We start from the raw sequence: 12,754 nt of genomic DNA on the forward strand, positions 1-12,754 counted from the left end.
GGCTGTCTTCACGGCGTCTCCTGGCTGTCGTGCCCGTCGAACGGTGTGTCGTAGGACGGGGGCCTGCTGTGCAGGTCGAGCCGGAGGGAGAGGCGGATCCGGGTGGAACGGGGCAGGTCCACCCGCAGCCAGGGCCCGTCGACCTGGACCGTGGCGGAGGCGACGGACGGCTGGCCGTGGCCGTAGTCGTAGAGGTCGCCGATCCAGGTGGGGTCGTCGCAGACGGTGTGGCGCACGGTGGTGATGGCGTGTTCGGCGAACGCCCCCGCCTGCACGATCACCGACCGCGGTGCGTCGGGGTCGAGGTTGACCAGGTCGACGACGGTGGCCTCCGGGTCGATGCGGGAGACCAGGGCCGCCACCGAGGAGGGCAGGCCCGGGCGCCGGGCGCCCGCGTCGTAGTAGCGCACGCGTGCCTGCTGGAGGCCGCCGTTGTAGATGACCTGCGGCCCGCCCCAGGTCAGCTGGACCAGCGCCTCGGTGACCACGGGGTTCGACTGCTGCCACAGGTGGATGTCGGCCTCGGGTACGTCCGTGCCGCGGTAACGGTCCATCCGGGCCAGCCGGTGGCGCACCTGGGCCTGGGCGGCGGCCAGGATCCGCTCCGGGTAGCCGGGGTCGTCGCCGCTGAGGAAGGCGAACCACGGTTCCTCGTGCCCGGCTTCCTCCTTGCTGCGGAAGGGGCGCACCGTGCGCCAGTCGTAGCCGCTGGCCGAGCGGAGCCGTTCGAGGCGCTCCCGGTCCGCGTGCGACGCGGAGTGGTGCCACAGGGCGATCGGGACCGCCATCAGCATCGGGTTGTAGTCGAACCATCCGCGGTCCGCGTGCCGGAAGGGCACGAGCAGTGTGGGAGTGGCCATGTCCTCGCGGAGTTGGACCGTCCACTTGGACCGGATGCTGGAGTCCGCCTCCTTGAAGGTCATGATCTTGCCGTGGGAGATGATCTCGTCCAGCGCGGGACGTACCAGGTCCAGGTAGGAGTCGTCGCCCGTGGCGGCGGCGCCGGCCAGGGCGGCGATCATCGCGGCGTGCCCGATGCTGTACCACCCGTGGGGCCATGACCAGCCGTAGTGGCCGCCGTACCAGCGGCCGTCCAGGAGGCCGCCGACGGTGCCGTCCGGGGCGACGTTGTCGGGGAGGGTGCCTCCGCGGGTCGTGGCGCGCTCCCGCCAGGCGCCCACGTACTCGGCGATCCAGTCGCGGTAGCGCGGGTCTCCGGTGAGGATCAGCGCGTTGAGGACGAGACCCGAGGCGGCCAGGTTGACCGCGGTGTCTCCGGAACCCATTCTCCGGCGCATCTCGTCGCCCAGCCGCGGGTCACGGTCGAGCGGCGGCACGGCGGTGCCGGGTGGCAGTGTCCACTCCAGGGGGAAGCCGTACATCCGGGCCTCCTGGGGAAGCCAGGGGTAGGCATCGCCGTCGAAGAGGCCCTCGCGTGCCGGGTCGCTGCCGTTGTGCGGCCGGCGGATGATGCGGTGTTCCGGGTCGTAGTTGCCGTGCCGCGGATCCGCGTAGAGATCCGCGAAGCGCCGTGCACGCTCGGACCAGCGGGCCGGTGCCGCCATGCACAGGAAGTAGAAGAGCAGCAGGCTCTCGCCCTGGTGGAACCAGTCGTAACCGCGTTCGTACTCGTCGTGGAGCATGCCCAGTTCGGTCAGCTGCCGGGTGACTCCCTCCCAGTGCCGTTCCGACTGGCCCAGCAGGTCGTCGTGTCCTCCGAGCAGGTAGAGCTGGGGCCAGTTGAAGAAGACCTCGTAGAAGTCGTCGGCGCCGTCGCGTGAACTGAGCTCGCCGCCGTATCTCAGTCGTCCGTCGGGTTCGGTGAAGTCGTCGGCGAACCGGCGCCAGGCGTAGTCGAGCAGGTCGAAAAGATCACGCTGTGCCGTCGCCCAGCCCGGTGGTTCCAGTAGCGGCACCGAGGCCGTGATGACGGGGTGCATCGGTTCTCCAATCAGGCAGGGCGGTGCCCGGCACCGTCGCCGAGGGCTTGGTGCGGTGCGCGCTTTTCGCGGGCCTCGTGGCGGGTCGTTCAGTTCTTGGTGGCGCCGGCGAGCATTCCGGCGACCAGGAAGCGTTGGGAGAAGAGGAAGACGACCAGCACGGGGGTGATCGCCAGGAGGGTGGCCAGCGCCAGTTCGGGACGCTGGACGGCGAGGGAACCGACGGTCGGGTTGAACTGCGGGACGTCGTTGAGCAGCGTTCCCAGGCCCACCTGCACGGGGAACTGGTGGCTCTCGGGCAGCATGACGTAGGGGAGGTAGTAGTTCGTCCAGTTGGCGACGAAGCTGAAGAAGCCCACCAGGGCGACGACCGGGGCGGCCAGCGGGAGCGCGACCCGGCGGAACACGCCGAACTCCGAGCAGCCGTCGAGCCGCGCGGCGTCCAGGAGCTCTCGTGGCAGGGCCGTGCTGAAGTAGATGTAGGTCAGGTAGACGCCGAAGGGGTAGAAGGCGTAAGGCAGGATGATCGACCACATCGAGCCGATCAGCCGGAAGGCGTTGACCTCCAGGAACAGCGGGACCACCAAGGTGGCGTTGGGCATGAGCATCACCACGAGGGTGGCGATCAGCATCAGGTGCCGCCCGCGGAACTCGGTCATGGCGAGCCCGTAACCGGCGGGGACCGCCACGCACAGGGTGAGGACGAGGGCGAGGAACGAATACAGCGCCGAGTTGCGCAGCCACAGGAGGACGGCGTTGTCCTGGTATGCCGTCAGCGCGTGCCAGTTCGCCCGCAACGCGTGCCAGGAGCCGAAGGACAGCGGGTTGTCGTGCACCAGCTGACTGTCGGTCTTCGTGGCGGCCAGCAGGAGCCACAGCGCGGGGAGCACGAAGAAGGCCAGGAACACCGCGAGTACGACGGCCGGCAGGGGGTTCACCCGACGCCGGGCGCGGGCCGTGCGGTGCGGACCGGCGCCTTCGTGTGACACCGCCGCGGAGAGTGGGAGGGAGGCCGCGGGCCGGGTGTCAGTCCGCATCGAAGAACCCCGATCGTGCGACGAAGACTCCGGCGACGACGATCCCGACCACCAGCAGCTCGACCGAGATGGCAGCCGCCGTGTTGACGTCGTTGTTCTGGAAGGCGAAATCGTACGACAGCTGGTTGAGCGAGTAGTCCCGGCCGGCGACCCCGACGCTGGCCTGGGACAGCAGCTGGGGCTCGACGAACAGCTGGGTGCCGCCGGCAAAGGCGAGGATCACCATGTAGACGATCCACTTGCGCAGCAGGGGTATCTGGATCCGCCGCGCGGTCTGCCAAGGGCCCGCACCGTCGATGCGGGCCGCCTCCAGGATGTCCGGCGAGATGGTGTTGAGCGCCCCGTACATGACGACGATCCATCCACCAGCGCCGGTCCAGAACGCGATCAGGGTGAACAGGACGGGCAGATGAGAGGGCGCGATGACCTGGCTGAAGGTGTCGAACCCGAGGGCGCGCAGCAGGACGGCGATCGGGCTGACCGCCGGATCGAGCACGAACAGCCAGACCATGACGCTCGCCGCGCCGGCCAGGGCGCCGGGCACGTAGTAGAGGAAGCGCAGGGCCCTGCTCACCCCCTGTGCCGCCAGCCGGTGCAGCAACAGCGCCAGGGCGACGACGAACACCACCAGGGCGGCGAGCCAGAACACCAGGTACAGCGCCACGTGCTCGACGGCGGAGAGGAACCGGAAGTCCCTGGCCGCGGTGGCGAAGTTCGACAGGCCCGCGAAGGTGCCACCGCCGTCGGTGAAGGCGAAGTAGACCGCGTAGCAGGTCGGGACCACGCCGAAGGCGACCAGCAGTACCAGGTAGGCGGCGACGAAGCCGTGGCCGGCCCGGACGGACCGCAGCACCCTGCGCGCCGGCGGCGTGCGGACGCCGACGGTTCCGGGGGGCGGCGCGCTCACCGGGTCACCTTGTACCCGTCGGAGCGTGCGTAGTTCACGATGGCGTCCTCCCAGGACGGCAACATCGAGCGGACGCTCTTGCCCGCGGTCAGCCCCGGAGTGACCGTGGCCGCCCAGATGGCCTCCTGGCTGAACTGCCCGTACCCCCAGCCGGGCCACACCTGGTTGGCGGCGGTCTGTAGGGGCCGGGTGATGTCGCCCGCGTAGTAGCCGGAAGACGCCTGGTGAGCCAGCCAGGTCTTGGCCGCGGGTGCGTACGCCGGATAGCCGGGGGCCACCTTGCCCTGGTAGTCGTTCGAGGTGGTCACCCAGGTGAGGAAGGCGGTCGCGGCTTTGAGGTGCGCGCTGTGCGCGGACATCAGCCAGGTGCCTCCGCCGACGTTGCCGACCGACGGCCGGGCATCGCCCGACCACTGGGGCATCGGCGCGACCCCGATCTGGTGAGCGGGGGTCTTGAAGGACCCGTGGAACAGCGAACCGCCGTACCAGGACGGGCCGGGCATCAGGAGGATCCGGTCCGCGGCGTTCTTGTCGAAGTCCGAGCTGAACACACTGCTCAGGGAGAGTGTCTTGTTCTTGACCAGGGTGTCCAGGAGCGCGGCCATGCGCGTGCAGTTCGGGCCGGTGGCGTCGACCGTGACCGCTTTCGGGCCGGTGATGTGGTTGGCTCCGCACTTGCCCGCCCACAGGTAGATCTCGGGTGCGAAGGCGTCACCCGCGGAGCCGACCAGGTAGCCGGGGTGCTCGCGGGCGACCTTCCTGCCCAGCGCCTCGTACTGCTCCCATGTCGTGGGCACCCGGTAGCCCCACTTCTTCATGAGGCTCGCGTTGTACCAGAGGACGGTCTGGGCCAGGTCGTTGCGCAGGCAGTAGAGCGTTCCGTCCACCGTGCACGGGTCGTTCGCGCCCTTCGCCCAGTTCGCGAGGGTCGACTTGGGAATCATGCCCTTGTTCAGCGGCGCCGTGAAGCCTGCCTGAACGGCCCAGGACGTCTCGTTGTTCTGCGAGCTGAAGACCACGTCCGGCCAGCCGTGCCGGGTGCGGTCGAACAGGCTCACCTTGGTGCGCAGGTAGTTCGAGCCGTTGGCGTCCCCGTCGTAGCTGACGATGTCCATCTTCACCGAGGGGTGTTCCTTCTGGTACAGCTTGGCGGCCGCCAGGCGCGAGGAGTCGACCCACACCGTCAACGTGCCGTCGGTCTGCTTCACCGGCCGGAAGCCGTCCTGAGCACCGGTCGATCCGCCGCCGCAGGCGGCCACGGCCATCAGGGCGAGCGTGCCTGCCACGGCCGGAAACCCGGCGCGTCCGCGGCCCCTCCTTGATCTCTTCGCGCCCACCGCGCGGCCCTTCGCTGTCATGAACGACTCCACTCGATGTCGTGTCCCGCCGGCGACGAAGCCCGGCCGGCGGCGGCGTGTTCCTCCCTCGCCCCGGCTCGTTCCACGGGCCGGTCGGAATGGAGCGACAACAGGCCCGCCCAGGGGACGCTGCGGACAGAGCGCTCACCTCGGTCACACATAAGAGCGGCCCGAACGGCATGCCGTCAACGGGATGAGCAGGCTTATGTGCAAGATTTTTTAACGAGCGTGCCCCAAATATGACACTAATGCCACCTTACAAGGCATTTCCATGTGCCCCCTCGCCCCAAATGAGTCAGACACATTCTTGATTACGGAAGCAGGTATATCCTTTTCCGGAAGGAAGGTTCGGTCGAGCATGAGGCGATCAGCCTCGGCGTCGAAGGAGGCAAGCCGTTGGACGGAAAGCCCGTACCTGCGGCCGGCGACACGACTCCCCCTCGACCGGGCAACGCCGATCCGACGGGCCCCTATCGCCCCGGATATGAGCTGGTGGCCGAGCAGATCCTCCAGCTCATCGCCGAGTTGCAGCTACAGCCCGGCGACCGGATGCCGACGGAGATCGAGCTGGCCTCCCGCCTGGGCACCAGCCGCACGGTGGTACGGGAGGCGGTGAAGATCCTCTCCGCGATCGGGCGGGTGCGCGCCCAGAAGGGCCGCGGCCTGTACGTGACGGACGACGAAGGCCTGCTGGGCTCCTCGCGCTGGGGAAGCTTCTTCCTGCCGACCAACCTGGAGCACGTCTACCAGCTCTTCGAGTTCCGACGGGTACAGGAGGCCGCGGCGAGCAGGCTGGCCGCCACCCGGGCGACTCCCGCCGAGTTGCGCGCCATCGAAGCAGCAGCGGAGCTGTGCAGGGAGGGGCATGTGACGAGGCAGCGGGCGCTGTTCGACCGCGGCGACGACGACTTCCACCTCGGCATCGCCACCGCCTCGCACAACCCGTTCCTCGTCGCGGCGGTACGCGAGGCGCGCCGGTTGCAGCGCCAGTCCAGCACGATCGGGCTGCACGGCACGGTGGGCGGCCACGCGGCAGAAGCGGTGGAGGAACATGCCGCGATCTGCCGCGCCATCAGGGACGGCGATCCGGAGGCGGCGGCCCAGGCCGCCACGGCCCACCTCGACAACACGCTCGAAGACTACCGGCGCGAGATCCAGCGCCGGGTCTTCGGCTGACCTGCACGACCGGCAGCGGCCGGCGGGCGAGTGCCCGTTCCCGTCGCCGAGAGGGTTGACAGGCTTCGGGGGGCCTCTGCCATCCTGACCGTCCGAGAGTCCGACCAATGTTCGAAATCTCGACCGCTTGCATGGACTCCGCGCGCACAGGTCCCCGGACTGACCCCTGGAGACCCGGGCACTTCGTCTCTGTATGTCATGGACATGATCGTGCGCGGTATCCGGGCGGGCCGTTCGCCAGCCCGCCGTCGCCCATCCTCCAGAAGGAACAGCCGTGCAGCCTTCGTTCGCCTCCTCGCCGGCCCGTGCGTCCCGCGGGCGACGAGGGCGCCGTCGTCTCGGGCTACCCCTCGGACCAGACGGAGAACGCCGTTCAGGCCGACGTGGTCGCCGCCGGCCATCGCTGATCCGGCCAGCTCACTTTCGGCTCGAAGCCGACGGCCGCCGGGGTCTCGACGGCCGCCGCTGTCCCGATCGCGGTGGTGTCCACCCTCGCGGCTGTCGACCGCCCTGTGTCAACCAGCGCCCTGGGAGGCGATGATGACCCCGACCCGACCACTTTCGACGGCTCCACCGCGCTCGATCGGCGCGAGACTCAGACGAGCCGTCGCCTGGGTGGTGGGCCTCATGCTGGCCTTCGCCGTCCCCGCCGTCGTACACCCCGCGACGGCCAGGGCGGACAACCCGATCGTGCAGACCATCTACACCGCCGACCCCGCACCGCTGGTCTACGACGGCCGGGTGTACCTCTACACCGGCCACGACGAGGACAGCTCCACCACCTACACCATGAAAGAGTGGCGGGTGTGGTCCTCCGACGACATGGTCAACTGGACCGACCACGGTTCCCCGCTCGACCTGTCCTCCTTCAGCTGGGCGTCCAACAACGCCTGGGCAGGTCAGACCGTCTACCGCAACGGCAAGTTCTACTGGTACGTGCCGATGACGGACAAGTCGACCGGGCGGATGGCCATCGGTGTGGCGGTGTCGGACAGCCCCACCGGGCCGTTCCATGACGCCCTCGGCCACCCGCTGGTGGAGAACGGCCAGATCGACCCGACGGTCTTCATCGACGACGACGGCCAGGCCTACCTGTACTGGGGCAACCCCGACCTGTGGTACGTCAAGCTGAACGCGGACATGACCTCGTACTCGGGCAGCCCGAGCAAGATCCAGCTCACCACCGCCGGATTCGGCACCCGCACCGGCGACGCCAACCGGCCGACCCTCTTCGAGGAGGGTCCCTGGGTCTACAAGCGCAACGGCCTGTACTACATCGTCTTCGCGGCCAAGTGCTGCTCGGAGTTCATCGCCTACTCCACGGCACCCGGCCCGACCGGGCCATGGACCTACCGGGGGACGGTCATGCCCACGCAGGGCGGCAGCTTCACCAACCACCCCGGCATCACCGACTTCAAGGGGAATTCGTACTTCTTCTACCACAACGGCGCCCTGCCCGGCGGGAGCGGCTACACCCGCTCGGTCGCCGTGGAGAAGTTCTCCTACAACTCCGACGGCACGATCCCGACGATCAACATGACGTCCACGGGCGCGCCCCAGGTCGGCACGCTCAACCCGTACACACGCCAGGAAGCCGAGACGATCGCCTGGGAGTCCGGCGTCGAGACCGAGCCGTCCAGCGAGGGCGGAATGGACGTCGGATTCATCGAGAACGGCGACTACATCAAGGTCAAGGGCGTGGCGTTCGGTTCGGGCGCGTCGTCGTTCACCGCCCGGGTGGCCTCGACGGTCGGCGGCGGCACCGTGGAGCTGCACCTGGGCAGCGCCAGCGGGACGACGGTGGGCCGGTGCAGCGTGCCGAACACGGGTGACTGGCAGACCTGGACCAGCGTGTCCTGCCCGGTCAGCGGTGCGACGGGGACCCAGGACCTGTACCTGAAGTTCACCGGCGGCAGCGGCTACCTGCTCAACATGAACTGGTGGCAGTTCACCGCCGCCTCCACCGCCACGGCACACGCCAGGTAGTCCGACGGTACGGCGGCGGCGCACCTGCCGGGTGACCGCCGCCGGCACCGGCCCGGCACGGTGCCCAGCCGGCGCGTGTCGGGCCGCCGTCTCCCCCATCACCACCCCCGTCCACTCAGGACAAGGAGACCACCATGTCCATGCGAAGGCGCACCTTCGTCGGCCTCGGCGCGGCCGTTGCGGCCGGCGCCGGTCTGCCCCTGCTCGGCACCACGGCAAGCGCCAGCACCTCGACGCCCCGGACGTCTCTGCGGGGGCAGGCGCCCACGCAGAAGTTCGCCATCGGCGTCCGCCAGTTCAACTGGTCGCGCAGCGGCCGTCAGATCCTCACGAAGGTCTTCTACCCGACCTCCGGCACCCCGGGTGGCAACCCCGTCCCGGACGCCCCGATCGCCGACGGCGTCTTCCCCATCGCCGAATGGAGCCACGGCATGGGGTGCAACTCCGACTGCTACTCGTCGCAGACCCACGACCTGGCTTCCGCGGGCTTCATCTGCCCCGCTCCCTCGTTCTCCGACAACACCAACATCGGCAGTGTCTACAACGGCAACTGGTCGAAGGACGTCTCCGAGGTCCTCACCCAGACCCTGGCGCTGAACAACTCGGGAAGCCCGTTCGCCGGGCACATCGACACCGCGGCGGGCGTCGGCGTGTCCGGGCACTCGATGGGCGGCATGACCACCCACGGCCTGCTCACCGCCTGGCCGGACAACCGCATCGTCGCCGCGGTCCCGGTCGCCTGCGTGGACATGGGCAACCCGGCAGGTCTTGCGGCCAAGGTGCTGTTCATCCACGGCAGCAACGACCCGACCTGCGACATCAACTCGGCGCGCGCCGCGTACAACGAACTGCCCGCGCCCAAGGCCTTCCTCACCCAGAACGGGGCGGACCACGGCTCGTTCCTCACTCCGCAGTACCCGTACTACGCCCAGACGGAGAACACCTTCCTCGACTGGTTCCGCTGGGGCCTGTACGGCGACACCACGGCTCGTGACCGCCTCCAGGGCGACGCCACCAGCAACGGCACCTCCTGGGTGACGGTCATGCAGTGATCCAGGCCGGCGACTCGCCCCGGGGCTGACCACCCGGAACGGGGCGGACGTCGGAGCCGGCAGGTCACCCCTGCCTTTCTCCGCAACCCAAGCAACTCCCTGAGGGGGAACCATGCATCGCAAGAAATTCGCCCCACGGCGCCCCACCGTGGCATTGGGCATGTTCACCGCCGCCTCCCTGGCCGTCATCATGGCCGCTGAGCCCAGTGCTGCGGCGAGCACGCTGGGTGCGCAGGCGGCCCAGTCCGGACGGTACTTCGGTACCGCCGTACCCGCCGGGAAGCTCGGCGACGGGACGTACGTGGGGATTCTCGACCGGGAGTTCAACATGATCACCCCGGAGAACGAGATGAAGTGGGACACCACGGAGCCCTCCCGCGGCTCGTTCAACTTCGGCCCCGGTGACTCGATCGTCAGCCACGCCCAGGCGCACGGCCAGCGGATGCGCGGCCACACCCTCGTCTGGCACTCCCAGCTCCCCGGCTGGGTCAGCAGCATCGGCGACGCCAACACCCTGCGCAGCGTGATGGACAACCACATCACCCAGGAGATGTCCCACTACAAGGGCAAGATCTACGCCTGGGACGTGGTCAACGAGGCGTTCGCCGACGACGGCAGCGGCAGGCACCGCAGCTCGGTGTTCCAGAACCTGCTCGGTGACGGCTTCATCGAGGAGGCCTTCAAGACCGCGCGCTCGGTCGACTCGTCGGCGAAGCTCTGCTACAACGACTACAGCATCGAGGACTGGAACTCGCCCAAGACGCAGGGCGTCTACAACATGGTCAAGGACTTCAAGTCCCGCGGTGTGCCCATCGACTGCGTCGGCTTCCAGTCCCACTTCGGCACCGGTGGCCCGCCGTCCAGCTTCCAGACCACGCTGTCCAACTTCGCCGCCCTCGGCGTGGACGTGCAGATCACCGAGCTGGACATCGCCCAGGCGTCGTCCACCGCGTACGGGAACACCGTCAAGGCGTGCATGAACGTGTCGCGCTGCACCGGCATCACCGTCTGGGGCATCCGCGACAGCGACTCCTGGCGCACCGGCGAGAACCCGCTGCTGTTCGACAACAACGGCAACAAGAAGGCCGCGTACAGCGCCGTCCTGACCGCACTCGGCGGCTGACGCCCCATGCGGCCAGGTCGACGGTGGCGCAACGGCCCGGTTCGGGCGCTCCTGCTCCAGCGGGCCGGCCACTCCAGCGGCTGAGCGACCCATCCCTACGTCGGGGCGCCGGTGACCGGCGCCCCGACCCGCCTGGACCTTCCACTCCGACCGATAAGAGGACAAGCAGTGAACGTTCCCGCGACCTTGTTCCGATCAGCGAGACGGTGGCTGCGGAGCGGCACACTCGCGCTGGCCGCGACCCTGACCATCGCCGCCTCGGCCGCGACCCTGACCGCGGCACCCTCCGCAGCGGCCCTGGGCAACGGTCTCGCCCTGACACCGCAGATGGGCTTCAACGACTGGAACGCCTACGGGTGCAACGTCTCCGAGTCGCTGATCAAATCCACCGCCCAGGCCATGCACACCAACGGCATGCAGGATGCCGGCTACGAGTACGTCAACATCGACGACTGCTGGATGACACACTCCCGCGACGGCTCCGGGCGGCTGGTACCGGACTCCGGCAAGTTCCCCGACGGCATCAAGGGCACCGCCGACTACGTCCACTCGCTGGGCCTGAAACTGGGCATCTACGAGGACGCCGGCCTACAGACCTGCGCCGGCTACCCGGGCAGCCTGGGCCACGAGACCACCGACGCCCAGACGTTCGCCTCCTGGGGCGTGGACTACCTGAAGTACGACAACTGCTACGCGGGACCGGGGTGCGCCCTGAACAGCTGCCCCAACGGCACCAAGACGCCCGCGAAGTCCCGTTACACCACCATGCGCGACGCCCTGGCCGCGACCGGCCGGCCGATCCTGCTCAGCCTGTGCAACTGGGGCGAGGAGAACGTGTGGACCTGGGGCACCGACATCGGCAACAGCTGGCGCACCACCGGCGACATCAACGCCAGCTTCGGCAGCATGCTGTCCATCTTCCACAGCAACGTGGGCCTCGCCCCCTACGCCGGGCCCGGACACTGGAACGACCCGGACATGCTCGAGGTCGGCAACGGTTCCCTGACCGCCACCGAGAGTCGCTCGGAGTTCAGTCTCTGGTCGCAGATGGCAGCGCCCCTGATCGCCGGCACCAACATCGCCTCGGCCAACTCCACCACCCTGTCCATCCTCACCAACACCCGGGTGATCGCCGTCGACCAGGACCCGCTCGGCAAGCAGGGCACCCTGGTGTCCTCCGCCGGTGGCCTCGACGTGCTGGCCAAGCCGCTGGCGAACGGCGATGTCTCCGTGGCGCTGTTCAACGAGACCGGTTCGACCGCGACCATCACCACCACCGTCGGCGCCGTGGGCAAGACCGGAGCCTCCTCGTACACGTTGACCGACCTCTGGTCGGGAGCGACGTCCACCACGTCGGGCACCATCAGCGCCTCCGTTCCTGCGCACGGCACCGTGATGTACCGCCTTGCGGGAGGTACCAGCGGTGGGACCGGCGACACCACGGGTGCGGTACGTGCGGTGGGTGCCGGCAAGTGCCTGGACGTGCCGAACTCCACCACCACGGCCGGCACCACGGTGCAGATCTGGGACTGCAACGGCGCCTCGAACCAGCAGTGGACGCACAACTCGGGCAACCAGCTCACGGTCTACTCCGGCAGCTCCCAGATGTGCCTGGACGCCTACGACAACCAGACGGCACCCGGCACCAAGGTGGACATCTGGCCCTGCAACGGCCAGGCCAACCAGCAGTGGACGGTCAACTCCGACGGGACCATCAGCGGCGTCCAGTCCGGGCTGTGCCTCGACGTGAACGACGCCGCCACCGCAAACGGCAGCTCCGTCGTCCTGTGGACCTGCAACGGCCAGTCCAACCAGCAGTGGACGGTGGGCTCGTAGCCCGTCCCGCCGGACACGCTCCGCCCCTTCCCCGGGCGCACCGCATCGACAGTCCGGACGGCCTCTGACGAGGCCGCGCCGGAACCGCTCACTCGAGAATCAAGAGGTCCTCATGCGCACAGGAAGTTTCAGCCGCACACGTCTGTCTGTGACGCTCGCCGCCGGGGGTGCGGCCCTGGTCGCGTTGGCGGCGACGCTCGTCGCCAACCCGGCTCAGGCGGCCACCACCACCCCGTCGGCAGCCGCCGCGTGTTCCCTTCCGTCGACCTACAAGTGGTCGTCGACGGGTGTGCTGGCGCAGCCCGCGAACGGGTGGGTCTCGCTGAAGGACTTCAGCAG

Annotated in this window: 10 protein-coding genes and 1 pseudogene; 7 read left to right on the forward strand and 4 right to left on the reverse strand. The window is 68.8% G+C overall.

The window, feature by feature from the left end; translation table 11 throughout:
* Positions 1-8: 8 nt before the first annotated feature.
* The 4 genes from NQO67_RS07850 to NQO67_RS07865 all read right to left on the reverse strand — a co-directional run bounded on the left by NQO67_RS07850 (position 9) and on the right by NQO67_RS07865 (position 5,149).
* Complete coding sequence (locus tag NQO67_RS07850; protein WP_255948388.1) at positions 9-1,940, reverse strand: DUF8034 domain-containing protein; 1,932 nt, start codon at positions 1,938-1,940, stop codon at positions 9-11.
* An 89-nt stretch (positions 1,941-2,029) separates the two neighbouring features.
* Positions 2,030-2,929 carry a carbohydrate ABC transporter permease gene (locus NQO67_RS07855; protein ID WP_255948390.1) on the reverse strand — a complete coding sequence of 300 codons (900 nt, stop codon included), beginning with the start codon at positions 2,927-2,929 and terminating at the stop codon, positions 2,030-2,032.
* 37 nt (positions 2,930-2,966) lie between these two features.
* Positions 2,967-3,884 carry a carbohydrate ABC transporter permease gene (locus NQO67_RS07860; protein WP_374118921.1) on the reverse strand — a complete coding sequence of 306 codons (918 nt, stop codon included), beginning with the start codon at positions 3,882-3,884 and terminating at the stop codon, positions 2,967-2,969.
* Positions 3,881-5,149 (reverse strand): ABC transporter substrate-binding protein, encoded by a 1,269-nt coding sequence (locus tag NQO67_RS07865; RefSeq protein WP_255948492.1) that lies wholly within the window; start codon positions 5,147-5,149, stop codon positions 3,881-3,883. Before NQO67_RS07865 ends, NQO67_RS07860 begins: the two co-directional genes overlap by 4 nt.
* A 489-nt stretch (positions 5,150-5,638) precedes the next feature.
* Between NQO67_RS07865 and NQO67_RS07870 the strand changes: the two genes are divergently transcribed.
* The 7 genes and pseudogenes from NQO67_RS07870 to NQO67_RS07900 all read left to right on the forward strand — a co-directional run.
* Complete coding sequence (locus NQO67_RS07870; RefSeq protein WP_374118922.1) at positions 5,639-6,418, forward strand: FadR/GntR family transcriptional regulator; 780 nt, start codon at positions 5,639-5,641, stop codon at positions 6,416-6,418.
* Between the two features lie 131 nt (positions 6,419-6,549).
* Positions 6,550-6,825 carry an arabinofuranosidase catalytic domain-containing protein gene (locus NQO67_RS07875; RefSeq protein WP_255948496.1) on the forward strand — a complete coding sequence of 92 codons (276 nt, stop codon included), beginning with the start codon at positions 6,550-6,552 and terminating at the stop codon, positions 6,823-6,825.
* Between the two features lie 211 nt (positions 6,826-7,036).
* Positions 7,037-8,404: a glycoside hydrolase family 43 protein gene (locus NQO67_RS07880; RefSeq protein WP_255948498.1), complete on the forward strand. Its 1,368-nt coding sequence runs from the start codon at positions 7,037-7,039 to the stop codon at positions 8,402-8,404.
* A 134-nt stretch (positions 8,405-8,538) separates the two neighbouring features.
* On the forward strand, positions 8,539-9,456 hold the full coding sequence (locus NQO67_RS07885; protein WP_255948392.1) for an alpha/beta hydrolase family protein: 918 nt from the start codon (positions 8,539-8,541) through the stop codon (positions 9,454-9,456).
* Between the two features lie 112 nt (positions 9,457-9,568).
* Positions 9,569-10,579: a glycoside hydrolase family 10 protein gene (locus NQO67_RS07890; protein WP_374118923.1), complete on the forward strand. Its 1,011-nt coding sequence runs from the start codon at positions 9,569-9,571 to the stop codon at positions 10,577-10,579.
* Between the two features lie 168 nt (positions 10,580-10,747).
* On the forward strand, positions 10,748-12,415 hold the full coding sequence (locus tag NQO67_RS07895; protein ID WP_374118924.1) for a glycoside hydrolase family 27 protein: 1,668 nt from the start codon (positions 10,748-10,750) through the stop codon (positions 12,413-12,415).
* 112 nt (positions 12,416-12,527) lie between these two features.
* A pseudogene (locus tag NQO67_RS07900) lies at positions 12,528-12,754 on the forward strand (non-reducing end alpha-L-arabinofuranosidase family hydrolase); the annotation flags it as partial.

Source organism: Streptomyces odontomachi (genome assembly GCF_024435355.1).
Classification (GTDB): Bacteria; Actinomycetota; Actinomycetes; order Streptomycetales; family Streptomycetaceae; genus Streptomyces; species Streptomyces odontomachi.